Genomic DNA, 26,167 nt, shown 5'->3' with positions numbered 1-26,167 from the left:
GTTCGGATTCTTATCTTTCGTTTTGGTTCTTCCTGTATTTTTCTTTCTCCTTCTGAATCTTATATACCAACTCGTCAACCTTGAAGTTTTGCTTCATAAAAGCCTCATCCCCTCTTAAGGGAATGCCTTTTTTCATGGCTTCTTCTCCAAGCTTATGGAGTTTTTCCTTTTCTTTTTCCAGCTTGTCATTTAAGCTTTCTTTTTTCATGCGGAGACCTCCGATTGTACTATTTAAAACAATAAACTTCCATTTTATTCCTGAATACGGGATAATGAGCATAGGAAAGGAGTGAACGATTATGTCAATCGCGGCAATTATATCCCTATGCCTTACGGCAGGATTGTTTATTATTTCTTCGTTATTTAAAATAGCCGGAAAGCTCCGGCTTGGTATTCCGCTTATTTATCTGCTCATCGCTGTTGTCAGCACGTTTTTCACACGATGGACAATGGAACATGAGCAGTTGGTTCTAATGGGATTGTATATCGTCATTGGCTTAACCGCGTTAAGCTGGATTATATCGCTTATAAAGACGATACGACGCAGACGTGACGAGAAATATCTTGAAGATGATGTCGCATGGCAAATCCAGCGGGCTAGAGAAATGGGCGTACCTCTCGATAAAATTCAGTTTAACGGACAGGGAGACTTGCTTGATCCAAGAACTGGGGAGCCTGTTATCTATGGGCAGGCTACTTCGTTCAACGATATATAAGGATACTGGATTTTCACGTCCAGCATCATCTCATAATCCCATCATCTCCCGTACCACGCGGTCAGCCATCTTTACCGCGCCCACCAGCACCAGCATATTGAAAATTAGTTCACCGACATAGGACCATACCATAGTCACAGCACTGACACCGGTGTCCACAACCGGCGGGGAAGCTGCAAAGACCGAGAAGATAATACAGGCAAGGATAATAATCGCCCCTTCCAGACAGGCGGCTGCATAGCTTTTCAAAAAGGATACGCCGATACTCTGGCTCGGCTCCCCTGCAAATGAGGCCAGCGGCACAGGGGCGATAGCCGTATATAAATAGAGCTTAAAAAACCTGCCGTACACCGTCATGATCATAATGAAAGACAGTACGGTGATGAATAAGCCCCCGAGTAGAGTGACCGCCCACAAAGGGATACTCTCTAAAAAACCGCAATTCTCAACAGCCTGGACAATTGTATCCGGCATAACACTCTGATTGACTGTCCCAAAACCTGCACTGCTCATAATGGTGGAGATAATCCCCTGTACAATGCTGAATAGTGACATCATTAGTTCCAGCCCGTAGGTTACAACAGCTTTGGCCAATGCGAACCTGATGAATAGCTTCAAAGCGTGTTCAGGCTTCTTGACTTCTGCCAGGCTGCCGCAGGTTTTGACTACGCCGATGACAAAAAACAGCACCAGCAGGGCCATGCCGACGGCCTGCAACGCGCCGTGAATATTGACGATGACATTCCAAATTCTGCCGCCTTTAAATTCCTCCGGCGATTGGGTAATGATTTGAAGTATCTCCGCCAGCTTTGCATTCCAGGTTGCCAGGGCGTTATTGAGATTGTCGATGACCCAGCTGCCGCTTGACACAGATTAACCACCTCCAAAAAAAATAGGGAACAGACTTTGTATTTGTTTGTTCCCCTTAATTTCTTATTCTTTTCATAGGTAATGCCGGTACATGATTAATTTATATCGTAAATTCTTTTTATTTTTTCTTTTTTTTCACATCGCAATATACTATGTGTATGAGGATAACAAGAAATAGAACTTAGAAAATGCTGTATATGAAAAAATTATGGTTTTAAAGAAGGCATAAACAAAAGGTTATTTTTGCCATAAGCCGAATTATGGTATTAAAGGGAGAATTTATGAAATATTTTTATTCAATAAATACGGGGAATACAAAAATGTACGTTCGGTTATAGTTGCCAAATAAACTTGGTCACGAAGGCTACGCCGTCCTGGCGCGAACAGGCGGGATTCGCTTTTTAGTTTAAATATAATTTGATAATGAATAAAGGAACTTATTAGGAGGAAAAAATGGTTACAATTGAAGAATACCTTGAAGAAGTATTGTATGATTTTAAAAAGTATATAAAACGAAAGCCCTGTCTGTGTGATTTGAAAAGCGTAAATTTTAATTCAGGGCTTATACCAGATTATTCAATTATTCCTATTCAACAGTTATATTTACTTCGATACGCTTTTGCATATGCGTTTGAGTACAAAAGAATGTATTTATCTTTATTAGATAGAAAGAACTTTCCAAATGAGATTTCTGTGTTGTCTTTAGGATGTGGTACGATTGTAGACTACTGGTCACTACTGCAAGCATTAATCGAAACAGGTCAAAGAAAATGCGTGGTTACATATGTTGGTTCGGATCTAATTGATTGGGAATATAAATTCTTGGCAAGAAAGAAGGATAACGTTTGGTTATATCAACAGAATGGGGCAGACTGGGTTAATGAATCACCATCATTAGGTTTTGACGTTTATATGTTCCCAAAATCGATAAGTGAATTCTCTCATAGAGATTTTGAAATTATATGTGAAAATTTTCAAAATAAAGAGATAACTAAAGATAACTTCCATTTGTTAATATCTTTACGAGTCGATCAATTTAGTATGGAAAGAGATATTTCGAGGACAAGTCAATTAATGTCTGCTATTCAACGAAATGGTTATCATACTGAGGATAGGTATAATGTATTTACAAGCTTTAAGGATGAGACCAAAGGAATAAGATATTATGACGGTGATTTTGTATTCCCTGATGATGCAATAGAAATTATTAAAATTTTAAATCAATCATGTAAGAACTATATCGATAATGGAGAAAATTGTGATACTGATTGTGCGACATTACTTACTAGATGGCCTGTTTTAAAACCCACAACTATTAGATACCAAATTATATCATTTGAGAGAGGGTAATTGTATGATTATTAGTGCTAGTCGCAGGACTGATATTCCGACATATTTTTCAGATTGGTTTTTAAACCGTATAAAAGAAAAATATGTGTTAGTTCGTAATCCAATGAATATTCACAAAGTGAGCAAGATAAATTTATCTCCTGATGTTGTAGACTGTATAGTTTTTTGGACTAAAAACCCTAAACCAATGATTCAAAAGCTCGAACTACTACAAGACTATAAATATTATTTTCAATTTACACTTAATTCCTATGATAAGGACATAGAAGAAAATGTACCGTTTAAAAGTACTGAAGTGATTGATACTTTTAAAAAGTTATCAGATAAAATTGGTCCGGAAAAAGTTATTTGGCGTTATGATCCGATTTTCCTTAGCGACAAATATACAATTGAATACCATGTTGAGTATTTTGAAAAGCTGGCAAAGCATCTTCAAGATTATACTGAAAAATGTACGATCAGCTTTATGGATTTTTACGATAAAATAAATAGTAATATTAAAAGCCTTAATATTGTAGATATGCAATTATCTGATAAGCGAATGCTTGCAAAAAGCCTATCAAAAATTGCTTCAGACTGTGGACTAAAAATAGAAACATGCGCAGAAGATATTGAACTTATTGACTTTGGTATCACTCATGCAAGTTGTATTGATGCAAAACTGATTTCACGGATTATTGATAATCCTATTAATGTTGAGAAAGACAAAAATCAACGATTAGAATGCGGTTGTGTGGCAAGTATTGATATAGGTTTATATAATACATGTTTGAATGGTTGTAAATATTGTTATGCCAATCATAATCTTAATACTGTTAAGAATAATTTTGCAAAGTACGACAAGAAGTCTCCTTTGCTCTGTGGTGAAATTGATAATCAGGATGTCATCAATGATAGGGAAGTTAAATCTTTAAAGGTAGCTCAATTAAGTTTGTTCTCAGATGATTCTATACAATGAATTGGTTCGCTTAAAGGATAACATATTTTTTAGGGGTCGACGTTCTGTCGACCTCTGAATCTGAGGGCGCGACCAACTTCATTTAACTAATGCCAAAACTACGCGAAGATGAATGTGGTTGGCTTCGACAATACACGGGACGTTATCGGCAATTTGCCATGCATGATAGTTTTTGTAGAAATCATTTTTATTTGGGAGTTTATACTTCCCGCCTCATTCTCAAGACAAGCCCGCGTGTATAGCGCGGGCTTGTCTTGATGATCCGTTACCGGCACGGTTCATTCCTGCCGGGTATTTTGTCTTTGATGACGCCATACTTGTCATCCACGTAGAATTTATTGACAAACGGATTGTAGATTGCATGGCACTTAACGCCGTTAAATTCGGCTAGATAATCATTGTCACCCAGCCTTTTGAGAATAGTCGCTTCCCGCAATTCACCGTTCAATGAATGAATATGCATTTTTCCATTGATGGGATAGTTATTAAGCATGGCGATCAACCTCCTGTAATCAGGGTAAGGATCTCTTTGGCAAATGTAATAATTACACCGCCGGCCAGCGTCAGGAAACCGTTGGCCCGCTGGGACGGGTCGTGGGATTTAAGGGAAAGGCCGATCTGTACGATGCCGAAACCTAAAAGAATCATCCCGATGGCGCGAATGAGTCCGAAGATAAAGTCTGACAAGTTGTTGACGACTGTCAACGGATCGCCCGCCGCGTAAGCAGTCGCGGGAACGACAACAATTATCTGCGCTATCAAGCAACTTAGCGCAAACATTTTTTTTGTTTTTTTAAACACTTTCAAAAGTTACCACCTCCAAAGCTATTTTTTAGGACTGCAAAAGGACTTCTAGCTCTTCCCCGCTGAGAAGCTCGTAATCCCCTTCTCCATTTAGGTTTATTGTCTTCCAATCCAGAGCGTTTTCCGTCCCTCCATGCCGGTATGGCTGACTGCCCCCGTCGACAGTCAGCTTCAGATTGGGGTGTTTTAGGATATCGTACTTGTCATCCAGTACCGCCCGTTCCCCTCGTATAAACAGTAAAGCATAACGGTTATCCAGCATCCGTACTTCATCGGGAGTCAGAAGCTCGCGCCCGGATAGCTGGTAATTCGTAGAATAGCTGCCGTTCCTGCCCCTGCTCTGCCCGTAACTATTGACATCAATGGTTTCCTTGCCTAATAGCTCCGACACATATTTATGCGTTGACTGCTCATTGCCGCCCAAATACAGAAACTCGTCGCAGTTGCCGACAATGGATTCCCAGCTGTCTTTAAACAGGGCTTTCAACTGCGCTAAGTTTTGCAGGATAATGGACACGCTGATCTCCCGGGAGCGCACGGTGGAAAGCAGCTTGTCAAACTCGTCCGGCAAAGCGACATTGCTAAATTCATCCATAACAAAATGGACATGCACCGGAAGCCGCCCGCCGTGCACGCTGTCGGCCAGGAAATAAAGCTGCTGGAAAAGCTGGGTATAGAGCATACCGACAATGAAATTAAAGGACGAGTCATTGTCAGGTATGACAGCAAAAAGCGCCGTCTTGCGCTCTCCTATGGATGTTAGTTCCAACTCATCGGTATTGGTGATACCGGCGATGGAGGCAAGATTGAACTTTTCCAGGCGGACACCCAGGCTGATCAGGATGGATTTGGCGGTCTTGCCCGCTGCCAGCTTAAAAATGTTGTACTGCTTGACAGCCAGGTGTTCCGGCTCCCGCATTTCTAGCCGTTCAAATAGCTCGTCCAGCGGACTTTGGTAAGTTTCGTCTTCCTCCCGGACTTCAGCGGCAGCAATTAATTCCATGACCATCGAAAAATTTTGTTCCTTTGGCGGGGCTTCATACAGCAGGTACAACATCAAAGCCTCCAAGAGGGCGGTTTCGGACCGCTCCCAAAAGGGGTCGTTGGTATTGGAGCCTTTGGGCGTGGTGTTGCGAATCAGGTTGGTCACCAGCTTAAGAACATCTTTGTCGTCCTGCAAATAGGCAAAGGGGTTGTAGCAATGGGAAAGGTGCATATTGATTAAATCCAATACCTTGATTTCATAGCCTTTGGCTTTGAGTAGATTGCCAGTATCCCGCAGGATTTCCCCCTTGGGGTCGAGCACGACAAAGGAAGTATTCGCCTGCATTACATTGGGCTTTGCGTAGAATCGGGTCTTGCCTGAGCCGGAGCCTCCGACTACCAGCACGTTTAAATTTCTTCTGTGCTTCCTGCCGTTCAGCCCGATACGAACGTTCTTGGTCAGGATTTTATTTTGGAACCGCTCTTTATCTCTGTATTTTTTATTGACAGCTGCAGAGCCGCCCCAGCGGGCGCTGCCGTGCTCCTCCCTCCGCCGGTAATTGCGTTTGGTGGTAAGGTAAATTCCAATACCAAGACCATAAGAGCAAATAAATATCAGGATACACTTAGGGGAATCATTTACCCATATAATGTCAAAGGGATTCTCCAACGCTGCCGTGAGCTTAGCGATAATTTCCGGAAGCCCGCCCGATATGGCCGGGGCAGTCAGCAGGGCCGCCCAGACTACAGGAATTAAAAAAACCGCAAAGAGTATCAAGGTGCTCCTTGCGGTCTCAGCGCGCCTCATCTTGGTGCCTTCGTCTCAGTTTTTTAGCCGGGGCGTCAATGGTTTTAATCAGCAGTTCATCCACTGCGTCGGTCGGACGTTTTTCTTGAATCAAGTCGTTCCTGAGTTCGTTTAAGGCATTGACCATTACACCTTGCTCATAAGTGTCCAGGGTAAGTACCCGTTCCTCATCTTTCATGACTTTCCTCCTCACTTTTTTGGTTCCAGCTAACGGTTGGTTATGGATCTTAATCAAGCCTTACCTCTCTTTCGGCTTTGATTTTGGAAATTTTACCTACCGCCCTTGACGACCGGTATTCTGCCTTCCGGCTTGCGGTTGTTCCCTAACAGGAAACCCTCTCAGTTTTTCCGCCTGCTCCTTCTGAGCATTTTTGATTTCCCGTAGTTCTTCACGAATGGATTTTTTCGGACGCTCAGCACCCTCGGCGGCTTTCACGCTGCGCCCGGAGATAGGCTCGGACGGACGGGATTTCTCCGTCTTCGCCGTCATAGGGTTTGGGTTGTCAACCGGCTCTTTCTGCATATCCTTTGCGGCTCTGGTCTTCTCGATTTCGCTCTTGATACTGGCCGTATCCACGGTTGCCAGCTTTAAACGTTCCACAATACGGTTGATTTTGGCGGCGTCTTCTGCCCGCACCATGAGGTCGCACATTCCGTCCAGGTTTTTTTTATCCAACAGAACGCAGTACAGAACTCCGTAGCGCTTGGCCTCCTGCGAAAACTTTTGCAAATCTTCGTTTTTAACCGCAAAGACTTTCAACTCCTTGCCGCTTCGTAAAAGCCCTTCCAGTCGGGTTTTTCCTTTGGTCTTTTTCTGGTCTCTCAGGACTGCATAAAGATAAGTGGCAAGGTTTTTCGCTCCCGCTCCCGAGATTTTAGCAACTACTTCAATCCCTTTAAGGCTCATATTGACCATTTGATCGGCTGCTTCGGCTCCGCTGTTCATGCTCTTTTTCCTCCCTTTGTTTCTCATTTTCCTCAAGTTTTATCTTGGACAGTTTCTCCTTCATCTCTTCAGAACGGAATTGGATGCCCCTACAAAGCTTCGTCTCCTTCCGGAGTCGGGACAGCTTCTTGGAAAGCCCGGCAATTTGCTGTTTGTATTCGGCAGTCTGCACGTTGTCTCTACAGCGGCGCAGGAGACGGTAAAGAGATTTGCGTTCTGCTGACAAGCCGGCCATTTCCTGCTCGAGGATGGATTGATAGCCTAAAAGCTGCTCAGCATTTTCAATCCGATGCTTGAAAAGCAGCCTAATCTGAGCGGTTAATTCTCCTAAATAACGGATATCTTCCCGCAATAAAAAATGCGTCCTTTTCCTGGACGCGGTATGCTTCGGCAAAACCCCCATTTTATATAAGTAGTGGAAGTATAACCCCTGCAAGCCCTTGAGTTTTCTGGTCTTTTTCAGGTCAGAACTTCTTCCGGCGGCAATGCGTTTTCGTTTGGGCTCCTGCAGAACCTCCTGCTTCTTAGGAATTCGGTTTTGAAGTATCCTCTCCTTAATAACATCTTCACTGTAACCGTTTCCAAGAGTCTTCAGCCGGACAAAGCGTTGCTTGCCCTGCGGACGAACCGCGATATATTTTACGCCTGTTTTAACTTCATAACCCTGTTTTCGGAGAGTAGCAATAAACTGCGTGAAGGTCATGGATTCGCCGATTGCCTTGTCTACATCTTCGCGAATCAGCCCCCGCCAGGTGGGCTTGCCTTCCTGTCCGGCTTTCCATTCGGAATAATGTTCCGACCTGCCCTCCTGCGGATTTCCAATGACTGACAGAGAGTATTCCCGGCACAGCCGGTCGGAGGCCTGCCGCAATTGAGCGTAAGTAGCCTTGTTGTCGTAATAGCGCTTGCCATCGGCAAAAGAAACGGAGTTCAGCACAAAATGGTTATGCAGATGATGTTTGTCCAAATGGGTGGAAACGACAACCTCAAAACGTCCGCCCCAGAGTTCCTCTGCCAGCTTTACGCCTATAGCATGGGCTATTTCCGGAGTTGCTTCACCCGGCGCAAAGGATTGGTAGCCATGAAAGGCCAGAATTCCGTCTTTTTTTTGAAACTGCAGCTTGGTCTGGGACATTTGCTTATAGGCGATGGCTGGATCGCAATTGATGCCGGTAACATAATACTGCTTTTCAGTTTTATCTTCCCGCGCCGCATATTCCAGTACATTCTGCAAACCCTGCATGTTTTGGCTTGCAAAGCCCTGATTTTCAGTCTTGCCGGGATTGGCGGCATAGTTTATGACCCTGTCCAACCGGTCTTTAACATCCCATATCGCTGTGGCAGCCATGATTCACTCCAGCTTTTGCGGCGACGTAACCGCCTTGCGGATATCCAGTACCGCCTGGCGGAGACGATTGGCTTCATCCTGAAAAACAGTTCTATCAATATGTCCCGTGGCATTGACCTTGGCCGCGATTTGATTCAGATTATTGCCGATGGCATGAAGTTCCCTCATCACGGCATGATAATCAGCCGGAGGTAGCTCTTTGGGTACAAAGCCGTTTATAAGGATACGCAGGTAGGTTTCCCTGGATAGCCCAGACTTTTTGGCCCCGGCTTGCAGTTTTTTCTTTTCTTCCTGATCGAGCCAGACCTGGACACGGATGTTGCGTCTTCTCATCGCCATTTCATCTCCTTTGCTTTGGATTGGCAAGTCTATAGTTTGCATCAATAAGACAGCAAAAAAAACAACCAGTTGAATTTAGTAATTCATCTGGCCGTTTTCAGGGAAAAACGCTTTATCATATATAGTTAAGCAATTTTATTTGATTCCCAGCTTCTCCTAATATTAAGCATTTTATAATACTGGTTTAATAATTTATCCAACTTCTCACTTAGATTTACAACATCAGGATCAGTAAGAGGTTTACAACTCCCCAGCTGGTTCAGATCGATTTTCATATCTTCGATAATTTCAAGCAGCTGTTTGATTTGGCTTTCCATTGGTAACTTTTAACTCCTTCTTACGAAAACTCACGAATACAATTTTACAATAAGATTATATGGCTTTTCCATAGGTTTTTTTGTCGTAATATAACATTTTTAGATTAAATTTCCTTGAATTCATGGATTGGCAAATTTCTGATTAGAATTTTTATATACTATAAACCAATTACTCATGAGGCCGCGGTACGGGGAGTGTCTCCCACTCAGCGTACGGCGGCCCGGTCCCGCGAGCGCTTTGATGTGCCTTCATTCATGGTTCAGTGCATAGGCACTTGAAAGCGCTCGCCAGACGGAAAAGTAATACCCATGAGCGTGGTATTCCAAAGGGGTTTTAGGGGAGAGACTGTGTTTGGCACAGTCTTTCCCCTAACAAGCGAATTTGGGAGACCAAATTCAGTGCTTGCTGAAACATAAGACACCAATCTTGTGTTGCATATTTATTGCGATTACTACCTGCCGAAAAGAGAGAGCAGAAGATTACCGCTCTTATCCGGGAATAGATGAGTTTCTCATTTTCCATAATGCCATGGGATGGTTTTGAATACGCATCAAGATCTCTTTGTCCTCAAACAGCAGATCAGGACAATATTCTTTTTGGGCGAAGGAATGCAAAAAGGCTTTCTCGCCTTCATCAAGACACAGCAGGGCGGAAAGGAATTCTCTTACCCGTTTTTTAACGGACGGCAAATCAAAATGCTCCGCCCGGCGGATAACAGGCAACAGGTCCGTTTTAATTTTATGATTTGTAAGGTTATCGATATTGTCGAGTTGAAAGTTTGTCGGAATCTTTCCACCGGCAATCGCGCCATAAAAAACCGCACACTTTTTCAGCAACGGCAACTGGCTCTCATCAAACAACCCGAAATAGACCATATTGTTAAGATCGTACAAGTCCCTCGCCGCGGCTCTTGTGAGCAGCGCAACGATCTTGCTCCCGAATATTTCCAATGCCGCCAAGGAATGCACCGTCATTTCATCGAACAACCCGAGTGTATTGACCGTTCTGTTTTCAGTCAGCAATACATGCGCACGAAGGGAATAATTGATTTCCACCTTAATATTGTCCTTCATTCCGCCGGTGTTCCGGTAGGAGAACACAAAAGAGTCCAGGCTGTGCGGGGCCTTGGACTTGGGACTTGGCTCATAGCCGTTGGCCAACATATACTTTATAATGCTGACCGATATGAGGCTGCGCTCTTCCAGCATTTCTTCCCGTGTACCGTTATGCATGTAATCCAGATCAAGGTCGATCGACATTCTCGGCAGATTAAAAATCGTCAGGTTGATGGCCGTTCCGCCTTTCAGCGCCAGAGCGTCCTTCAGCAAAGAATCGGTATTCAAGTACTTAAGGATCTCTGCCAGACGGCACACCTTTTCCAAGGTATCGCGGGAGAAACCAAGCTCCTGCGCTTGTTTGCCAAGTTTTCGCTTATCATATTCCGGCAAATTCATTTCCTCCTTCAGATAGAACGGATAGCAAATCGCGCGGTGCAAAAAGCTGCCATCGTCTGTTGTACTGTGCATTATCCTTATTCAAACCACGATGGAGATAACGGACGCTCTCGGAAAGCCGGGAAGAGCATTGTTCAAAAAAACCGTCGCTGAGCTTCATGTCCTTTTTGAAGTGCTCCAATATATATCCGGCTTTTTGATATAGAACCTGCTTCCCGTAATTTTCCAAATAGCGCAGGAGTTTGCTCTCATCGGCATAGGGAATCATGGATAAGCTGCGCAGCAACTCCTCCAAACCGCCTATTTTTTCAAAGTCGTTGATACCGTCTATGATTGTGCGTTCGAGATCGGTTACAGTTACGCCGTCCGCCTTTTTTTCCACGCCTTCGTCTATCCGCGACATCACATACCGATAGGTTCGTCCGTCGAATTCAAAGGAATTAAATTTTGAAGCGGACGATACATAAACGTCGTAAAACACCTGGTTGGTGTACCCATAATACGAGAATGCCGAATGATGAGAAACATAAGCACTCGGAGTGATATGGCCCGCTATGGCAAAATGGCTGACGACGGGCATATTGTCCACTAGATTAACGGCAACATACAAATTGCGCTTCACGCTTTTGATATATCCCTTTTTTAAATAATTCTGGATAAGGTTGCTTGCTGTGTTGGGATTTCCCAACATCTTGCAGACATCCTCCCAGGTAAAGCAGCCTTTATCCAGCAGTTCCTCGTAGTGTTTCATTTGTCTTCACCTCTGATAGTTTCAATTATAGTATATTATCACCAATTTTTCAGCTATACAGAGGTAAAATTAAAATATTTTTTTACTTTTCGCATACTATCATTGCTTTTTAGGTGACATCAAGCCAAAAATAAAATAGCTGACCAACATAACTGCCAATCAGGTGAGCAAGTAAAAAAGCTATACAAGTGTAATTGCTGAATAAGCTACCTTAATTAGCAGCTGAACTAGGAAATCAGCGCTTCAATCAAAAGTTTTACGGCGTCGCTGAAACCCTTCTGATAGGAAATTTCAGAATGGATAGACCCAATGCATCCGGAGACACGTTCAATATTCTCGATTAGATCTTTCTGCTCCTGGCTGATACCCGTTTTAATCAGCTTTTCCCAAGCTGCACCGGCCTCATCCATATATTTATGGTATTCAGCTTTGTTTTGAATCATTTGATTGAGGTCTTCTTCATGATTTTGAATCAGGCTTAAGATGGACATCTTAACTCTTTCTCCTCGCCAGTTTAAAAATGGTATACCCTTATAAGTATATCAAGTTAGACGATCTGCCTGAATTCTGCAATTGTCCAAATAAGCCAGTTATTATATAAAACATACTAGCATGCCTGATGTGTAGGTTTTTTTGAGGTATTAGAGTTCCATCTTTTCAAAATGAGGACGTTTCCACTTCCATTTCCGCCCCCATGGTCCCTTCAACATTTCATCTACATAGACTTCAACTGCTGAACTATCCCAGGGTTGAAGCACAAATAAGTAATACCTTACTTGTTGCCTGTTAAATCTTAACAAAAAAAACCGCGCATTATTAAAAGATGGCTGCTCTTTAACGAAATCAAATCTTTCAAAATAATCCTGCTCATTTTGTCGATTAGAATGATTATAGACAATTAAACTGTGACCTTGATTATAATAAGATTCAATTTCTAGTGGAAAGGCATACTTTATGCCTTCATTATCAAAGCGGCTCCCTGTACCGTTTAAAAGTATATTATTATCTGGATCTAAGAATAAGAGTGAACATGTAGCTAGATGTTTAAGACTATCCTGAAACCATTTTTCTCGATAGGCCTTATTCGCTTTCAATATTTTTGAGTAAAATAAGGTTTGGGGCGGCAACAAGCTGCTCGCTTCAATCCTTTTAACGGTTCGGGCATTTTGTATATAGACTATTCTGTACAGTTCCTTAAACAATTCACTATCGCATTCAAGATACCCATTGTATTTTTCAGCCAAATAATCCGTCAAATTACCGGCACTCTCCTCACCGTCATCAGTCAAATACCAGTTGACCCCAATCCTTAAACCGCTTTTAGCTATATATCTTAACAAGCCGTATTTGCCGAAATCTCCGATATCTCCTGTAAATCTATTCTGCATAGTTCCACTCTCCCGGCCAGTTTGAATATACATCCAATAATACTAATGCCGCAGATTAGCAAACGGCATCTTTCCATGTCTATCCTCAAAATCGCGAATCAGCATTTTCTCAATCTCTACCGGGTTCTCACCATCATTGCTGATTCTCCAATATATTAATAAATCCCTGGAATACTCCAGCTGCCAGATTAACCGCCCGCCCCAGTGGCCGATGTCATACCCGTATCCAAATTTAATATAGGCAGTTATTCTGTCACGCAGGGTTGCCTTGCTTATCTTGCCTTTTTTGTCAGTCCCCCCGGCTTTTCCGAGGTATAGAATATGTGTTCCTTCTACCCAGTTCTTTAACACCACATGTTTAGGTACATTGGGATTTTTCCTTTTGAAGAATCCGCCGGTTCCTTCAATTAGAAACCTTTTTTCAGGATAATGAGGAGAGACAACGGCATAAACACCCTCAGTATTTGGTATTGATAAGGTAATATCTTGGTTTCTTTCATAGTCGCCAATACGGATAAAATGCTCAAATTTATTACTTGTAAGAAAACTGCTGTCAACAGAATCCATCGGTTCACCTCGCAGTCCATTCATATTATCTAATGCGCCAAAACCTCGGCAGACAGATACCGGAACCGCCCCCACCGCTTATCATTAATAAAGCTGAAGTCTTCCCAGTACATATCATACGAACCATTTAAGACTATAGGTTCTTCACGGCCCTTTTTCGTACCGATACCAGTACGCTCATCCCAGTTCAAAACACCACTAATCTTTGCGCCTTCATTAATTCTGAAAGCCGCATCACATGTGTTGGAAGCATTAGAAGTCTTCCAATAGGTTGGATCATTGGTCAACAATACCGCAAAGCCTTTGCTGAAAGGGCCACCGGAAGAAATCAGCTTCTCGACTCTCATAATGTCCTTCAAAAAGTCATACCGCCTGATATCTTGGGCACCTTGATTTTTTAAAATATATCTTTCTTCATTGACCACGACATTGCATCCCAATGTCATATATTTAAGCTCAATCGGAAACCACAAACCATTATCCTTAACTAAAATATCCACATGCATAGATTCATCTACATCTGCCGGGCAATATTCCATTCTAACTTCGGCCTGCGGTATATTTTTTTGAATTTCCCAGGCTAGAGCAAATTGAAAATCCTTCTCTGAAACAAATATTTTTCTACATGTTTTTAGCGACTCAATAAGCACTTTTATATCCATCAGGCGACCCCTTCTTCAGATAGAATAACATTCAAATAAATCAATTAAATAAGTTTTTTTATCTTCCCGCTTAATGCGGCTTTTAACTTTTTGGCTTATTTGACATTTCTCTATTTTTTTCCATTTTCCTTTAATTCCAAGTAAAGAAAAAACCTCGGATAATATCAATTTAGACATTTTCTTGTGTAAGTGAATCTACACGATGCAAGTTGTTAACATCGCTCCAATTCTCGCTTCCTATTTATCACCACTTTCAGATACTCGTTACAATCCTTTCCCCGTTCCGGCGGCTCATCTGAAACCGCGTAATGAGACGGAAGAATTGTTTGAATGCTCTTGGCCGCCAGCTGCCCGGCCAAATCATTATCCAGGTGCAAAGAAATTTCGCTGATCCGGGGGAAATCTTTTAAATATTGCATTAAAGCCGCAGGCGGGGTGCTTTCCCCGATATCCTGTCTCGGCTTGTAGATGCCGGCAAGAGAAAGGCAAAAATCTTGCCGCCAGTCCCTGTTTGCTAATAACTCCAAAGTACAATAAGACATTAGATCAATGGCGCTTTCAAACAAATGAAGTTTTCCGCTTCCACCTCTTGCCGGTATGGAAAAGGAATAGTGCTTGTCACTCCCGTTCGCTTCTCCCATAAACCTTCTGCGGGACGTGCCCCGGAGCGACGCGTACCGGGGAATGCCTTGCCGGTCAAACCCCACAAATATCGCGTTGTGGTAATTGCGGCTTTCATACAGGCGTTTGGTTTCTATACAATAACTGATTACCTCCCTATTAATTCCACGACCAGCCAGATAAGCGATTACCCGGTCATTGTTTTCGTTTTTCTCCGGCAGGAGCAGCTTTTTCGGGACGGGGGACGCTGGTTGTTTAGACGGAACAGGCGGCAGGGTTAACACTTGCCCATCGATTTGCATGACCGCTTCAGGCAGGGTCAGGCCCCGCACTTTAACCAAATAATCCAGCGCGGACCGCCCGCCGATGCCGCGCGACCACCAGCACCATTTGCCGTTGCTGATTTTCAGACTGTCATGGCTCCGGGTCGTATAGACATTGTCGGAAAAATGCACCAGCTCCTGCGACTCGTAAGATTGCAGGTAAGAGAGCAGATCCATTTGCTTGGCGCGCTCAATCTGCTCCGGTGTCACATAAGGCATGTTGATCACCTCATCTTTCGTAGCCCACGACTTTCTTTTCCGGAAGCCCGGGCTCTTCATCCGGCTCGTCGTCCAACACCTCGTTTTCCCGCTTGTCCATGTTGAGCAGGACATTCAACTCCGCCAGCCGGGCGGACTTTGTCTGCATCTCCTGTTCCTTCTCAAATGGGATCTCAATCTGCTCATTGGCCGTCTCCACCTGCTGACGAAGTGTTTTCAGTTGTTCCCGGCTGTATTCCAGTTTCTTGGGCATCTCCGCCAAAACATTGTTGATCCTGGTGATGTTGCCGAGGATATCCGAGCCCAGCGTCACGGGGTGGCTCAAAGCGCCCCGCAGGGCAACCTGGTACTGCTTGCCGAAGGTATCAAAAGAAAACAGCATCTGGAAGCCCATGTAGCTGCCCAGCTCCTGCGGCTCCGGAGAAGTCATCAGCTTACAGGCTTCGAGAATCGCCGTGCCCGCTTTTGCTTTTTCGATATAGGCGGCGTCCTTGACAGTCATCCCCGCGAACTTGCTATCCTCTGTGCCACTTTCGGTGGGTTCCGATGCGATGTGCCGTTCGTATAAGGCAAGGTCTTTTTCATAGCCCGCAATCCGTTCCTCGAGGGATTTGATTTGCTTCGGGTACTGCTTCAGCAATCTGTCCTCCAGCGCGTAACGTTGGCTTAGATGATTGGCTTTGAGCAATTTCAACTTGGAAACCTGGATGTCCAAATCCATCTTCTCCTTGATAAACGGATTGCCCGTCGCCAGCGCCTTGACTTCGGCGTAGGAAAGGGCCGTCTCGTCAATGTCTTCGGCGCTTCGCACAGGGGACTTGCTGGTCATGATCTGGGAAATAAACCGCTGCTTGTTCTCCAAAATCTGATAGAGATAGGCGTCAAAGGTGTTCTCGGTGACATAGCGAAAGATATGCACCTCATCGTTTTTATTGCCCTGCCGCACAATGCGTCCGGCGCGCTGCTCCAGGTCCCGCGGCCGCCAGGGACAGTCCAGATCATGAAGTGCGATCAGTTTGTCCTGGACGTTGGTTCCGGCCCCCATTTTAAAGGTGGAACCTAGGAGTATGCGCACCTGTCCTTTGCGCACCTTGGCAAACAACTCCTTTTTCCTGGTTTCCGTATCGGCATTGTGGATGAAAGCAATCTCCTTGGCGGGGATACTGCCGGCCATCAGCTTTTGGCGAACGTCATCGTACACATTGAAGTTCCCATCATTCTTTGGTGTGGATAGATCGCAGAATACAAGCTGCGTCAACTTTTTGTCCTGATGTTCCTGCCATAGACGGAAGATATTCTCTACGCAGGCGTTTACTTTGCTCTCTTTATGGTCGGGCAGCATAGGATTCGCCAACCGCTGGTCGAGAGCCAGCTTGCGGCCGTCGTTGGTGATTTTCAGCATGTTGTCCTCATTCGGTTCCACCATTCGGTTGCGCACCCGTTCGGCGCGGTCAGCCAGGTCGGCTACCATGTCTTGCTGGAACTCACTGGGCTTGACCGCCACATTGCGGTAATTGGCTTTGGGAACGGGCAGGTTCAGCATGTCCGCCGTCTTGATGTCGGCAACTTCCTTGAACATATTCATCAGTTCCGGCAGGTTGTAGAACCGCGCGAACCGCGTTTTGGCCCGGTAGCCGGTGCCCTCCGGCGCAAGCTCGATTGCCGTCACGGTCTCACCAAAAGTGGAGGCCCAGCAATCGAAATGCTGGAGCCCATTCCGGCGCAGGACTTCGTATTGCAGATAGCGCTGCATGGTGTACATCTCGGTAATGGAGTTGCTGATTGGCGTCCCCGTGGCGAAGATAACGCCGCGTCCCTCCGTCAGTCCGTCCAGGTAGCGGCACTTGGCGAACAGGTCGGAAGACTTCTGCGCCTCAGTTTGGGAAAGGCCCGCGACATTGCGCATTTTGGTGTACAAAAACAGGTTCTTGTAAAAGTCCGCCTCATCCACAAACAGCCGGTCAACACCCAGTTCCTCGAAGGTAACCACATCATCCTTGCGGCTAGTGTCGTTGAGCTTATCCAGCTTCAGCTTCAGGGCCTTTTTCGTCCTCTCCAGTTGCTTGATCGCGTAACGTTCGCCCCGTTCCTCTTTAAGCTCCTGGATGCCGCCGGTGATCTCCATGATCTGCTCCTCCAGCTGCCTTTTTTGGCGTTCCCGGGAGATGGGAATTTTCTCAAACTGGCTGTGCCCGATAATCACCGCATCATAGTCGCCGGTAGCGATACGAGCGCAAAACTTTTTGCGGTTCTGGGTTTCAAAATCTTTTTTTGTAGCGACCAGGATATTGGCGGAAGGATAGAGCTGCAGAAACTCTCCCGCCCACTGTTCCGTCAGGTGGTTGGGCACGACGAACAGGCTTTTGTTGCAGAGCCCCAGATGCTTGCTTTCCATGGCCGCCGCTGTCATCTCGTAAGTCTTGCCCGCACCCACGCAGTGGGCCAGCAAGGTGTTGCCGCCGTACAGGATGTGGGCCACCGCATCCACCTGGTGCTGGCGCAGGCTGATCTCTGGATTCATGCCCGTAAACCGGATATGGCTGCCGTCGTATTCGCGGGGCCGGATGGCGTTGAAACGGTCGTTGTAGATTCGGGTAAGCTGTTCCCGCCGTTCAGGATCTTGCCATATCCAGTTTTGGAACGCCTCTTTGATGGCTTCCTGCTTCTGTTGGGCAATGGCGGTTTCCTTTTTGTTCAGCACCCGCCTCTCCGCGCCGTCTTCGCAAACGGTGTCAAAGATGCGTACGTCCCGGAGATTCAGTGTTTCCTCAATAATTTTATAGGCATTGACCCGTTTCGTGCCGAAAGTCACGTTGGCCTTGATGTTGTCGCTGCGGTCGTCGTTTTTGCCCTTGACATTCCAGTTGGCGGTATAAGCCGAATAGAAAACGTCAATATACCGCCTGTAAATAGAAGGAGTTTCCAGAAGTTCAAGGATAAAGTCCTTAACCACCTCGGGCGGCAGCCAGGTCGCGCCCAACCGCACGTCGATTTCGGAAGCGCTCAGGTCCTTCGGCTGCACCGCTTCCAGCGCTTTGATATTGGAAGTCAGCTTTTCACCTTGTTCAGGCGGCAGGATTTTGGCAAGTTCCTGAACCTGTTTGAGTTTTTCGCGGACGTTGCCGGATAGGTATTCGTCCGCCGTGACATAGGGAAAAGAATCCACCTGAAAGAAAGCCCGGGGAACGACTTCCGGGACTACTTTGCCGAAGTCGCGGAAGATCACGCCCTGAAGATCGTCGGCAAGCCGTTCTTCCGACATCCCGGTCAGACTCTGCATAAACTCCATGTCCACACTGGCCTTTTCCGCGATGGAAATCGCCAAGGCTTCGGCGGCGGTATCCACGTGGGTGACAGCCGTGCGCTGCCGGATGGTGCGCTTGGTGAACATATCCGCCTTGCTCTCCAGTTCGCCGTTCTCGTCCAAAATCTCCAGGGAACAAAGGAGACAGTAGGAGCTGTCATCGGAAAAAGCCATGCTGTTGCCGCGACTGTTTAAAAGCCCGTACTTGGCGGCAAAAGTGTCATACAGGATATTCAGCTTGCGCTGCTGTTCCTGGATGGTTTCATCGCCGTAATCTTCTGTCTGGTATTCGATTAAATCCCGCACACAGTCCCGGATAGCGATCATACCTTTGATCCGGCCCGCCGCTGTGACGGAAGTTTCCACCCGGTTCATGCGGCTGTTTTCCCGGTAGTAGATCTCCCCCTCCGCCAGGCAGTAGCTGAAGTTGCGCACATTCGGATCGGCTGGAATAGAATCGTCCGCCTCGTCTCCTAGTTCTTCCAGCTCGTATTCCGTAATTTCGGCATGGATGTTTTGCAGCGCCTTGCTCAGAAGCTCGCCCAAATCGGCATTCTCATAGGGGATACAGGCAGTCTCACTCCTGTTGCCGTACATCCGCTCGTCATAAGCCATCGTCCCCAGCACCATCGCTGGATTGTCGGCAAAGTAGCAATTGACGGGGATTCCGTCCTCCGTCGTGGAAAGATACACCCAATCCGGCTCGATGTCGATCACCCGGTCGCGCTTTTGCAGGAATAGAATATCGGCTGTGACTTCCGTACCGGCGTTAGCCAGGAAAGCGTTGTTGGGCAGCCGGACGGCTCCCAATAATTCGGTCCGCTGGGCAATGTACTTGCGGACTTCGGGGTTCTGCTTGTCCATTGTGCCCTTGGAGGTGATAAAGGCGATAATGCCGCCGGGCCGCACCTTATCCAACGTTTTGGCGAAGAAATAGTCGTGGATGTAAAACTTATGCTTGTCGTACTTTTTATCCGCCACACCGTAGCTGCCGAAGGGCACATTGCCGACAGCCAGGTCGAAAAAGCTGTCGGGCAGGCTGGTTTCCTCAAAGCCCTGTACAGCAATGTTCGCGTTTTGATACAGCTGCTTGGAAATCCTGCCCGTGACGCTGTCCAGCTCCACGCCGTACAGCTTGGAATTCTGCATGCTTTCGGGGATAAGCCCGAAAAAGTTGCCGGTTCCGCAAGCCGGTTCCAAAATGTTGCCGGTTTTAAAGCCCATGTTTTCCAGGCAGGCATAGATAGCCTTGATAACGATGGGGGATGTATAGTGGGCGTTCAAGGTGGAGGCCCGGGCGGAGGTGTATTCATCGTCGCTGAGCAGCTCCTTCAATTCCGCATATTCCTTGGCCCACTGGCTGTTCTGCCCATCAAATACCTGCGGCAGACCGCCCCAGCCGACGTACTTGGAAAGAGTCTCTTGTTCTTCCGGTGTGGCCAGGCGATTTTGTTCTTCCAATTGGTTTAAGAGCCGGATAGCGGTTGCGTTCCACCCATATTTGGTCTTTTGTCCGCCCGCGCCCAAATTATTATCGGTAATACGAAAGTTGGCGCGGGGCTGTTTCAGCGTTTCCGGTTGAAAATCAATGGCGGCCTTTGATGCTTCGCTGTCCTCAATGACAAGTTCCATGCCTCCGGTCATTTCTTTTTCGGCAGGTTGGCTTTCGGTTCCCCACACCCATTCCGGCGCGTCAGGGTCGTCAGCGTAAAGGGTGACGCTATCCCTTTCTTCCGTCAGGAAATCCTCATACGTTCGCTGAAATACATCCTCGGCCAGCCATTCTTTGAACATCGGCAGTGCGGCATAGGCTTCATAAAAATCCGGATGCTCCTCCCTCATCGAAAGGACAAGGTTATCGATGGCTTCTTCCAACTCCCGCTCAGCACTGTCGGGGTCGGTATCCCGGTCGCGCAGGTAGGGATAGATCTCGCCGGTTCGTATCCGGTTGACGATTTCCGGCAGATATGCTTGGTAAAGTTCGCGGAGGGACATTTTCCCCGCATTTTCTTGGCCGGTTTCTTCCTGAACTGTTTGTTCTGTTTTTTTCCCGATAACAAGAAGATGGTCGTTCAACGGGTTTTCTTGCAGCATCCGTTCCAGGTCATCCCGCGCCAGCTCTCTGCTGAACAGCGGGAAGCCGGTATCGCGCAGCAGCGCCTTGCGATCTTCAAAGGATATAATTTCGTATTCGTCTGCTCCGAGATAGACCGTGTCGCCAGGAGATAAAACATAATGGGCGTCTTTTCTTGGCGGGTTCTCCGTCTTTTCAGAGGGAGATGGTTCCCTGCTCAGGATCTCCCGGGCGTAAGCCTGCCCGGTGAGCTGCTTGCGTTGTTCCTCCACCATCTGCTCATATATTGGACGGTATTCTTTTTCCAGGTATTCTTTTTCCCAGCCTTTCAAGTAGCGGCCGGCGGCAATCAGTTCGCCAAGCCGTTTGGCAACCTGGTTCCAGGACAGTCTTAGTTCCGGATTGGTCATTGAACTGCCGATTCTGCTTAAGGAGATTCCTTTGCTGTCATGCCATTGGTTGCCGCTGGTCCCATCCAGGAAAATATGCGTACCGCCGCCGATTCCGTACTCCCGTTTCAGAAAGGCAATGGTTTCTTTCGGGATATGCTGTTCCTGGTAGTGTAGATAAATTCGGAATTTGCCGTTTTGGAAACCTGTGCCCCGGCATAGGGCATGGTCGATTTCTTCTTGGGGAATGGAAAAAGCGGAGGATTTTTCGTCCTCCGCCTGTTCTATGGCTTCGATTTGATGTTCAACCGTTGGGAAAATGGTTAGCTGTATACGATCTCCGCCAGGACTGTTTCCTCCGCTTGATGTCTCAGGTTGTTCATGTATCCCGTCCAGCCCATCGGGTCGGCCGCCTTGTCCGGGGCGTGACTGCTCTGCAGGAGCTTGGCCGTGATCTGTTCGATCCGCTCCTTCGCCGTCCGGTCGGTCTCCGCCAGGTGGCTGTTCAGCTTGCCCGACAGTGTCAGGCTGGCGTACATCCCTTTCTTGTGGTTTTTCAGATATGTCTTGCGCAGCATCCCATATTTGCCGATGTGCGCCGTTTCCTCCAGCAGCGTCAGGTCGGGAATCAGGTATTCGCCCTGCAGCGTGTAAGTCAGTTCCATCTTCGCCACCCCTTTCAAAACTCGTGTTTTGTTTATCACTTTCATTGTGTCTGGCATCCTTATTTTTGGCAAAGGTATGGTTTGGATTTTTCTTCGTCTTTTGCTGCTCCTTTACCGCCACCCCGATTTCCCGCAGGAGCATCTCAGAAATGTCGCTGGCGGCGGCTCCCAAACAGGAAACGGTGTCCAGCGTATTGAAGTTCAAAACACTTTGGAAGTCCTCAAAACCAAAATGTTTTGCAGCATCATAGCCGCACCGGACTAAGAGCATATAGGCTGCGGAGCTTTTCAGCGCGTCTTTGAAAATGACTTCCACGTTCTGGACGTCCAATTCCTCCAGGAAACTGTTTTCGCAGGATTCCAACAGTTCGGAAAGATAATCCGGAAAATTATCCTCTACGGCGTTGCGGGCGGCGGAGATTAAGGCGTCCGCCAATTCCCGCTTTTCCTCCAGCTCGCCAAAGGCATTTCCCAATGTTTCTGTTACGGCCTCTCCGTATTGATCCTTCATTTCCCAGAGTATGATAGGGCGATTATAACGGCTGTTGGTATCCGACACGTCAAACACATAGCGCAGGTTCGAGCGGCCCCCGCTGTCGTCGATAAGGGCAATGCCCTTGGCGCCCTTGTTTACCCACCGGCCCAGTTTCTCGTTCCATACCTCAATCGGAGCGCAGGCGGTCGCGTCGGGACGCTGGGCGTAAATCAGCAGCTGGTCCTGGAAGGGGTACTTGTAGTTCCAAGCTGCCGTTTGCAGAAAGTCTGTCCAATTAAGCGGCGTTTTGACGACATTTAGAGCTGTCCGCTCTGCAAGCTCCGTAATCAGCCGCAATTTTACTGCCACGTTTATCCCTCCTTGCTCCTTACTCGTGCTTATCTTTCCGGCTCCCGGTTTTTCTTCTTGCTCTTCCCCACCAGACTTCCATCCGGATCCTTTTCCTTTTGCAGGCTTTTCTCATGATGAATCTCATCCAAAGCGCGGTTGCAAAGATCCTCAAGGGCGGTCAGCCGGTCGCTGCAGTAATGCCCCCAATGGTAATCCTTTTCTCCTTTTTTGCATCTCCAGGTTACAAACTTAGCGGGAGCATTTTCGTTCTGCCCGATGACAAATTCCAAGTCTCCCACACTTAGCCGGTCAGTGATGGCGTAGCCTGCGTTGGTTTCTCTCTCCATCCAAGACACCTCCTACCGCGCCTGTTCTTGTTTTCTGTGTTTAACTTGTCTTTCAGCTTCAATCTGCCGCAGCCGCTCCTTGGCCCAATCGGGCATGCATTCCGGTTTGATGACGCCTAAAATGTCCGAGCGGTTCCAGCGGGATTCCTTGCCGGAATAGAGATTAACGATATAAACCGCCCGTCCTCTGGCCTTGCCTTGGGAGCCGAAACCGCCCGTGATCAACACCAGCTGCTTGTCGGCGGTGCGGTATTCCGGGCGCAAAGACTCTTGGCGAATAACCGCCACTTTGTCCTCTATGCTCTCCCCGACATCATCCGGCACACAGTGTTTCAAAGTTAAAGGCTCCAAGGGAACGGTTATCTTGGCCCGTTCCGCTTTAACCGCTTCAATCTGGACCGTTGCGCGGGAGATAAATTCAGCCATCATCTCCAGATAGTCCGCGCTTACGACTCCCTCAGAATATTGCTCTACGCCAAAAGGGTTATCCCAGGAACAATTGCAAACCATATACGGGCTGCCGGGACTTTTTCCATCCTCCAGAAAAAGGATTTCCTTGTCTCCGAGACAGACGGCATGTTTTACTTCATAGGTGTCCACCATCCGTTTTTCATTGCTCACGTTCTCCACGCTCCAATCCATGAAATAGAAAAGCTCCCTGCATTCTTACAGAGAGCCGGTTTACTGTCCGAAAAAAGAAAGCGGCTGTTTTCTCCGTTCTTTTCCGGGGTTATCCACTTGCTTCACACCGTTATCCACAATATTCACATTTCCATCTTTATCCTGTAACTCCCTGTTTCCGCAATTAGTCTGCCGGATCAGCGTCCGGAAAGTCTTTGGTTTCTTCTGCACTGCCTGTTTCACAACATTCTCCTCCGTCAGTATTTTAGATCTCCTTCTTTAAGGCTGAGTATTTCTTTTTCGGCTAGTAATTTAAGGGGGTGAGGTGTGGAGAGGGGGACAAAACACCAGTGTTTCACGCCGCTTCCTAAAAAAGGAGAGACTACCCCCTTGGTTTAAGAATTTTTTTGCTAGTCTTTGAATAAAGCATGCCGCTCTTTACCGCTTTTATGGGAACGCTTATCGCCTTCCGGGTAAAGCCTGCAATCCTTCTGCCTCAGCTCTTTAAAGGGCTTGCGGTCATATCCCGGCTTTTCCTGCATGATGCGCTCGTAATCGCGCAATTGCCCTTCCGTAAAGTACATGGAACCATCTCCTCTCACAAAAGGACATAAAAAACACTCTTGCTTATGGAAGAACGAGGATGACGTTTAGCTGCTTATATTCTGTTTCAGCGCTCCTGCTCCCGCTGCCGTTTTTTATACCAGCTTTCAAGCAGCTGGATGATCAAGTCCTCCTTTTGTTTATCGGTAAAGTTTTTCGGGAAAAAGCGGTCGATGCGTTCTTTTTGGATATTGAATTTTTCTCTTTGGTTTGGTTTTTCCTCAGTAAGAATAGAATAAATGACATTCGCGCTCAGCCTGCCCTCCTGGCTGAGTTTCTTTAACCGTTGAGCCTGGGATAAGGACGGCGTGTTTTCTTCCTGTTTCATTGTCTCCAATAGTTCCGTCTGTTCTTTTTCGGTTAAGTAGGAGATTTCCACGGCTGGATTAAAAGCAATTTGTCTTTCGTCAACCATTTCCAGAATGGGTGGGATGAGTTCGGTTAGACGGATGTAACGGAATATCTGAGGCCCACTTTCTCCTGACTGTCTTGCTAAATCTTCTCTTGATGTAGACCGATTCAACTTTTGTTCAACTTGAACAGAAGTCAGATCGGTCCGTTGTCCTTGTCTGTTCATAGCTTCCAACTTCATTTTATAGGCGAAGGCTTTCTCGCTTGGCAGAATGCTTTCCCTCTGTAGATTGCTATCCACCATGGCGACAATCGCTTCATCATCACTTAACTCACGGACAATGCAGGGCATTGTCTCTTTCCCCGCCAGTTCACTTGCTTTTTTGCGCCGGTGCCCGGCAACCATTTCATAGCCGCCGTCCGCTTTGGACCGAACAAGACCCGGAACCAGGATGCCGTACTGTTTAACACTTTCCGCCATTTCCAGCATGGCTTCATCCGCCTTGACTTTAAAGGGATGATTGGGAAAATCGCTGATTTCCGATAAAGGAATATCTAAAACCTTTTCGCGCTGTTTGTCCTCGCGACTGGCATCGGTTTCAAACAGTTCATCTACCGAGGTCAACCTCATGTTTTTGACGCTGCTTTTGGCCAATTTCCAGCACCTCCTTTGTGAAGGCCTGATAGGCCTTGGCCGCTATCCCGTGCGGATCATGAGCAAATATGCTCTTTCCCTCGGCGCTTGTTTCAGCTGCCCGGATGGATAACGGGATTTCCGTTTGGAATACACAGATTTTATCGCCGTAGTCCCGCCGTAGGACAAAGGAAATATCCTTGGCAAAGGTGGTGCGGTTATCCACCATTGTGAGCAAAATGCCGTCAATCGTCAGTTTTGGATTGATTTGCCTTCTCACCCTGGCTATGGTCTGCATCAGCTGGGTCATTCCTTTGGCAGGCAGATAATGGGCCTGGACAGGGATAATCACGCTGTCCGCGGCGGCCAGAGCGTTGATGGTCATCATGCCGAGAGAGGGCATACAGTCGATCAAGATATAATCGTACTTTTGCTTAACGGTGTTAATGTAGCTTCGCAACACTATTTCCCGACTCATGGTATTAACCAGCGAAACCTCAATCGCAGATAGTTCGATGTTTCCCGGCATAAGGTCAACGCCTTCCGCTTGGTGCAATATGCCTTCGTCAGAATCAAACCTCTCCTCAGTCATGACTTTTGTGAGGATTGTTGCCAAGGTTACGGGTAAATTGTCCGGCTGATGAAAGCCCAAGGAATCCGTTAGGTTACCTTGGGCGTCTGCGTCAACCAGCAGCACTTTTTTACCTTGGACTGAGAGGCCGATTCCAAGGTTCACCGCCGTCGTCGTTTTTCCGACGCCGCCCTTTTGGTTAGCAAGGGCGATTACTTTGGACATATTGTTTCCTCCTCGTATAATTGATTTAGTTCCACCCCACGAGTCCAAAAAACTAATGGAACGTGGGGTATTTAAATGACCATAGAAAACTGGAAATTCAGTTAGTATGGTTAACATCAACAAGATGCGCG

Annotated in this window: 30 protein-coding genes; 5 read left to right on the top strand and 25 right to left on the bottom strand. The window is 46.7% G+C overall.

The features are described from left to right. Nucleotides 1–10 precede the first annotated feature (10 nt). Complete coding sequence (locus OKX56_RS12715; protein ID WP_287896711.1) at nt 11–208, bottom strand: hypothetical protein; 198 nt, start codon at nt 206–208, stop codon at nt 11–13. A gap of 91 nt (nt 209–299) precedes the next feature. On the opposite strand from OKX56_RS12715, the gene OKX56_RS12710 reads away from it, so the two are divergent. Continuing rightward, on the top strand, nt 300–716 hold the full coding sequence (locus tag OKX56_RS12710) for a hypothetical protein (RefSeq protein ID WP_287896709.1): 417 nt from the start codon (nt 300–302) through the stop codon (nt 714–716). Between the two features lie 30 nt (nt 717–746). Here OKX56_RS12710 and OKX56_RS12705 read toward each other — a convergent pair whose 3' ends face one another. Beyond that, on the bottom strand, nt 747–1,586 hold the full coding sequence (locus tag OKX56_RS12705) for a VirB6/TrbL-like conjugal transfer protein, CD1112 family (RefSeq protein ID WP_287896707.1): 840 nt from the start codon (nt 1,584–1,586) through the stop codon (nt 747–749). A 453-nt stretch (nt 1,587–2,039) separates the two neighbouring features. On the opposite strand from OKX56_RS12705, the gene OKX56_RS12700 reads away from it, so the two are divergent. Together OKX56_RS12700 and OKX56_RS12695 are read left to right on the top strand one after the other, a co-directional pair. Further along, nucleotides 2,040–2,936, top strand: a complete 897-nt coding sequence (locus OKX56_RS12700; protein ID WP_287896705.1) for a hypothetical protein — start codon at nt 2,040–2,042, stop codon at nt 2,934–2,936. Between the two features lie 4 nt (nt 2,937–2,940). Continuing rightward, nucleotides 2,941–3,894: a DUF1848 domain-containing protein gene (locus tag OKX56_RS12695; RefSeq protein WP_287896703.1), complete on the top strand. Its 954-nt coding sequence runs from the start codon at nt 2,941–2,943 to the stop codon at nt 3,892–3,894. A 265-nt stretch (nt 3,895–4,159) separates the two neighbouring features. Here OKX56_RS12695 and OKX56_RS12690 read toward each other — a convergent pair whose 3' ends face one another. The 17 genes from OKX56_RS12690 to OKX56_RS12610 all read right to left on the bottom strand — a co-directional run bounded on the left by OKX56_RS12690 (nt 4,160) and on the right by OKX56_RS12610 (nt 21,858). Next, nucleotides 4,160–4,387 (bottom strand): hypothetical protein, encoded by a 228-nt coding sequence (locus OKX56_RS12690; RefSeq protein WP_287896701.1) that lies wholly within the window; start codon nt 4,385–4,387, stop codon nt 4,160–4,162. Between the two features lie 5 nt (nt 4,388–4,392). Next, on the bottom strand, nt 4,393–4,674 hold the full coding sequence (locus OKX56_RS12685) for a glutamyl-tRNA amidotransferase (protein ID WP_287896851.1): 282 nt from the start codon (nt 4,672–4,674) through the stop codon (nt 4,393–4,395). A gap of 52 nt (nt 4,675–4,726) precedes the next feature. Next, nucleotides 4,727–6,490, bottom strand: coding sequence for a VirD4-like conjugal transfer protein, CD1115 family (locus OKX56_RS12680; protein WP_287896699.1), 1,764 nt, complete (start codon nt 6,488–6,490; stop codon nt 4,727–4,729). After that, nucleotides 6,477–6,725: a hypothetical protein gene (locus OKX56_RS12675; protein WP_502851341.1), complete on the bottom strand. Its 249-nt coding sequence runs from the start codon at nt 6,723–6,725 to the stop codon at nt 6,477–6,479. Before OKX56_RS12675 ends, OKX56_RS12680 begins: the two co-directional genes overlap by 14 nt. 39 nt (nt 6,726–6,764) lie before the next feature. Next, nucleotides 6,765–7,436 (bottom strand): PcfB family protein, encoded by a 672-nt coding sequence (locus OKX56_RS12670; protein ID WP_287896698.1) that lies wholly within the window; start codon nt 7,434–7,436, stop codon nt 6,765–6,767. After that, nucleotides 7,387–8,784, bottom strand: coding sequence for a relaxase/mobilization nuclease domain-containing protein (locus OKX56_RS12665; protein WP_287896696.1), 1,398 nt, complete (start codon nt 8,782–8,784; stop codon nt 7,387–7,389). Before OKX56_RS12665 ends, OKX56_RS12670 begins: the two co-directional genes overlap by 50 nt. A 3-nt stretch (nt 8,785–8,787) precedes the next feature. After that, a complete protein-coding gene (locus OKX56_RS12660; RefSeq protein WP_287896694.1) occupies nt 8,788–9,117 on the bottom strand; it encodes a plasmid mobilization protein in 330 nt (109 codons plus the stop codon). A 131-nt stretch (nt 9,118–9,248) separates the two neighbouring features. Beyond that, on the bottom strand, nt 9,249–9,440 hold the full coding sequence (locus tag OKX56_RS12655) for an aspartyl-phosphate phosphatase Spo0E family protein (RefSeq protein WP_287896692.1): 192 nt from the start codon (nt 9,438–9,440) through the stop codon (nt 9,249–9,251). 489 nt (nt 9,441–9,929) lie between these two features. After that, entirely contained in the window at nt 9,930–10,889 is a 960-nt protein-coding gene (locus OKX56_RS12650) for a nucleotidyl transferase AbiEii/AbiGii toxin family protein (RefSeq protein WP_287896690.1), read from the bottom strand. Beyond that, entirely contained in the window at nt 10,876–11,646 is a 771-nt protein-coding gene (locus OKX56_RS12645; RefSeq protein ID WP_287896688.1) for a type IV toxin-antitoxin system AbiEi family antitoxin domain-containing protein, read from the bottom strand. Before OKX56_RS12645 ends, OKX56_RS12650 begins: the two co-directional genes overlap by 14 nt. 227 nt (nt 11,647–11,873) lie before the next feature. Next, nucleotides 11,874–12,137, bottom strand: a complete 264-nt coding sequence (locus OKX56_RS12640) for a DUF6809 family protein (RefSeq protein ID WP_287896686.1) — start codon at nt 12,135–12,137, stop codon at nt 11,874–11,876. A gap of 150 nt (nt 12,138–12,287) precedes the next feature. Further along, entirely contained in the window at nt 12,288–13,034 is a 747-nt protein-coding gene (locus OKX56_RS12635; protein WP_287896684.1) for a hypothetical protein, read from the bottom strand. Between the two features lie 42 nt (nt 13,035–13,076). Beyond that, nucleotides 13,077–13,625, bottom strand: coding sequence for a hypothetical protein (locus OKX56_RS12630; protein ID WP_287896682.1), 549 nt, complete (start codon nt 13,623–13,625; stop codon nt 13,077–13,079). Between the two features lie 5 nt (nt 13,626–13,630). After that, nucleotides 13,631–14,263: a hypothetical protein gene (locus OKX56_RS12625; RefSeq protein ID WP_287896680.1), complete on the bottom strand. Its 633-nt coding sequence runs from the start codon at nt 14,261–14,263 to the stop codon at nt 13,631–13,633. Between the two features lie 212 nt (nt 14,264–14,475). Then, on the bottom strand, nt 14,476–15,426 hold the full coding sequence (locus OKX56_RS12620; RefSeq protein WP_287896678.1) for a DUF3991 and TOPRIM domain-containing protein: 951 nt from the start codon (nt 15,424–15,426) through the stop codon (nt 14,476–14,478). Between the two features lie 10 nt (nt 15,427–15,436). Next, a complete protein-coding gene (locus OKX56_RS14995; RefSeq protein WP_502851392.1) occupies nt 15,437–18,817 on the bottom strand; it encodes a helicase-like domain-containing protein in 3,381 nt (1,126 codons plus the stop codon). 2,699 nt (nt 18,818–21,516) lie between these two features. Further along, on the bottom strand, nt 21,517–21,858 hold the full coding sequence (locus OKX56_RS12610; RefSeq protein ID WP_287896845.1) for a TnpV protein: 342 nt from the start codon (nt 21,856–21,858) through the stop codon (nt 21,517–21,519). Nucleotides 21,859–21,934: 76 nt separating this feature from the next. On the opposite strand from OKX56_RS12610, the gene OKX56_RS12605 reads away from it, so the two are divergent. Both OKX56_RS12605 and OKX56_RS12600 read left to right on the top strand, forming a co-directional pair. Further along, nucleotides 21,935–22,123, top strand: a complete 189-nt coding sequence (locus OKX56_RS12605; RefSeq protein ID WP_287896676.1) for a hypothetical protein — start codon at nt 21,935–21,937, stop codon at nt 22,121–22,123. Nucleotides 22,124–22,357: 234 nt separating this feature from the next. Next, nucleotides 22,358–22,654, top strand: a complete 297-nt coding sequence (locus OKX56_RS12600; protein WP_287896674.1) for a hypothetical protein — start codon at nt 22,358–22,360, stop codon at nt 22,652–22,654. Nucleotides 22,655–22,731: 77 nt separating this feature from the next. On the opposite strand, the gene OKX56_RS12595 is transcribed toward OKX56_RS12600, so the two are convergent. The 6 genes from OKX56_RS12595 to OKX56_RS12570 all read right to left on the bottom strand — a co-directional run bounded on the left by OKX56_RS12595 (nt 22,732) and on the right by OKX56_RS12570 (nt 26,036). After that, nucleotides 22,732–23,031: a hypothetical protein gene (locus OKX56_RS12595; protein WP_287896672.1), complete on the bottom strand. Its 300-nt coding sequence runs from the start codon at nt 23,029–23,031 to the stop codon at nt 22,732–22,734. Nucleotides 23,032–23,043: 12 nt separating this feature from the next. Then, nucleotides 23,044–23,652 (bottom strand): hypothetical protein, encoded by a 609-nt coding sequence (locus tag OKX56_RS12590; RefSeq protein WP_287896671.1) that lies wholly within the window; start codon nt 23,650–23,652, stop codon nt 23,044–23,046. Between the two features lie 60 nt (nt 23,653–23,712). Further along, nucleotides 23,713–23,895 (bottom strand): hypothetical protein, encoded by a 183-nt coding sequence (locus OKX56_RS12585; RefSeq protein WP_287896669.1) that lies wholly within the window; start codon nt 23,893–23,895, stop codon nt 23,713–23,715. A gap of 167 nt (nt 23,896–24,062) precedes the next feature. Further along, complete coding sequence (locus tag OKX56_RS12580) at nt 24,063–24,236, bottom strand: hypothetical protein (protein WP_287896668.1); 174 nt, start codon at nt 24,234–24,236, stop codon at nt 24,063–24,065. Nucleotides 24,237–24,322: 86 nt separating this feature from the next. Further along, a complete protein-coding gene (locus OKX56_RS12575) occupies nt 24,323–25,237 on the bottom strand; it encodes a ParB/RepB/Spo0J family partition protein (protein ID WP_287896843.1) in 915 nt (304 codons plus the stop codon). After that, nucleotides 25,215–26,036, bottom strand: a complete 822-nt coding sequence (locus OKX56_RS12570) for a ParA family protein (protein WP_287896667.1) — start codon at nt 26,034–26,036, stop codon at nt 25,215–25,217. The genes OKX56_RS12575 and OKX56_RS12570 overlap by 23 nt, the downstream gene beginning before the upstream one ends. Nucleotides 26,037–26,167: the final 131 nt, after the last annotated feature.

The sequence above is a fragment of the Dehalobacter sp. genome (assembly GCF_030063005.1).
GTDB lineage: Bacteria > Bacillota > Desulfitobacteriia > Desulfitobacteriales > Syntrophobotulaceae > Dehalobacter > Dehalobacter restrictus.
The sequence above is the reverse complement of the archived record's forward strand: the minus strand, read 5'-3'. Positions and strand labels throughout refer to the sequence as shown.

What these genes read in the sequence shown, in the direction of transcription:
- OKX56_RS12660 (WP_287896694.1), bottom strand. Translation starts at nt 9,117, where the DNA reads ATGAGAAGACGCAACATCCGTGTCCAGGTCTGGCTCGATCAGGAAGAA.
- OKX56_RS12680 (WP_287896699.1), bottom strand. Translation starts at nt 6,490, where the DNA reads ATGAGGCGCGCTGAGACCGCAAGGAGCACCTTGATACTCTTTGCGGTT.
- OKX56_RS12635 (WP_287896684.1), bottom strand. Translation starts at nt 13,034, where the DNA reads ATGCAGAATAGATTTACAGGAGATATCGGAGATTTCGGCAAATACGGC.
- OKX56_RS12620 (WP_287896678.1), bottom strand. Translation starts at nt 15,426, where the DNA reads ATGCCTTATGTGACACCGGAGCAGATTGAGCGCGCCAAGCAAATGGAT.
- OKX56_RS12665 (WP_287896696.1), bottom strand. Translation starts at nt 8,784, where the DNA reads ATGGCTGCCACAGCGATATGGGATGTTAAAGACCGGTTGGACAGGGTC.
- OKX56_RS12605 (WP_287896676.1), top strand. Translation starts at nt 21,935, where the DNA reads ATGGTTTGGATTTTTCTTCGTCTTTTGCTGCTCCTTTACCGCCACCCC.
- OKX56_RS12655 (WP_287896692.1), bottom strand. Translation starts at nt 9,440, where the DNA reads ATGGAAAGCCAAATCAAACAGCTGCTTGAAATTATCGAAGATATGAAA.
- OKX56_RS12610 (WP_287896845.1), bottom strand. Translation starts at nt 21,858, where the DNA reads ATGGAACTGACTTACACGCTGCAGGGCGAATACCTGATTCCCGACCTG.
- OKX56_RS12685 (WP_287896851.1), bottom strand. Translation starts at nt 4,674, where the DNA reads ATGTTTGCGCTAAGTTGCTTGATAGCGCAGATAATTGTTGTCGTTCCC.
- OKX56_RS12640 (WP_287896686.1), bottom strand. Translation starts at nt 12,137, where the DNA reads ATGTCCATCTTAAGCCTGATTCAAAATCATGAAGAAGACCTCAATCAA.
- OKX56_RS12700 (WP_287896705.1), top strand. Translation starts at nt 2,040, where the DNA reads ATGGTTACAATTGAAGAATACCTTGAAGAAGTATTGTATGATTTTAAA.
- OKX56_RS12580 (WP_287896668.1), bottom strand. Translation starts at nt 24,236, where the DNA reads ATGTACTTTACGGAAGGGCAATTGCGCGATTACGAGCGCATCATGCAG.
- OKX56_RS12570 (WP_287896667.1), bottom strand. Translation starts at nt 26,036, where the DNA reads ATGTCCAAAGTAATCGCCCTTGCTAACCAAAAGGGCGGCGTCGGAAAA.
- OKX56_RS12625 (WP_287896680.1), bottom strand. Translation starts at nt 14,263, where the DNA reads ATGGATATAAAAGTGCTTATTGAGTCGCTAAAAACATGTAGAAAAATA.
- OKX56_RS12695 (WP_287896703.1), top strand. Translation starts at nt 2,941, where the DNA reads ATGATTATTAGTGCTAGTCGCAGGACTGATATTCCGACATATTTTTCA.
- OKX56_RS12710 (WP_287896709.1), top strand. Translation starts at nt 300, where the DNA reads ATGTCAATCGCGGCAATTATATCCCTATGCCTTACGGCAGGATTGTTT.
- OKX56_RS12630 (WP_287896682.1), bottom strand. Translation starts at nt 13,625, where the DNA reads ATGAATGGACTGCGAGGTGAACCGATGGATTCTGTTGACAGCAGTTTT.
- OKX56_RS14995 (WP_502851392.1), bottom strand. Translation starts at nt 18,817, where the DNA reads ATGTTCACCAAGCGCACCATCCGGCAGCGCACGGCTGTCACCCACGTG.
- OKX56_RS12690 (WP_287896701.1), bottom strand. Translation starts at nt 4,387, where the DNA reads ATGCTTAATAACTATCCCATCAATGGAAAAATGCATATTCATTCATTG.
- OKX56_RS12670 (WP_287896698.1), bottom strand. Translation starts at nt 7,436, where the DNA reads ATGAACAGCGGAGCCGAAGCAGCCGATCAAATGGTCAATATGAGCCTT.
- OKX56_RS12575 (WP_287896843.1), bottom strand. Translation starts at nt 25,237, where the DNA reads ATGAGGTTGACCTCGGTAGATGAACTGTTTGAAACCGATGCCAGTCGC.
- OKX56_RS12595 (WP_287896672.1), bottom strand. Translation starts at nt 23,031, where the DNA reads ATGGAGAGAGAAACCAACGCAGGCTACGCCATCACTGACCGGCTAAGT.
- OKX56_RS12645 (WP_287896688.1), bottom strand. Translation starts at nt 11,646, where the DNA reads ATGAAACACTACGAGGAACTGCTGGATAAAGGCTGCTTTACCTGGGAG.
- OKX56_RS12715 (WP_287896711.1), bottom strand. Translation starts at nt 208, where the DNA reads ATGAAAAAAGAAAGCTTAAATGACAAGCTGGAAAAAGAAAAGGAAAAA.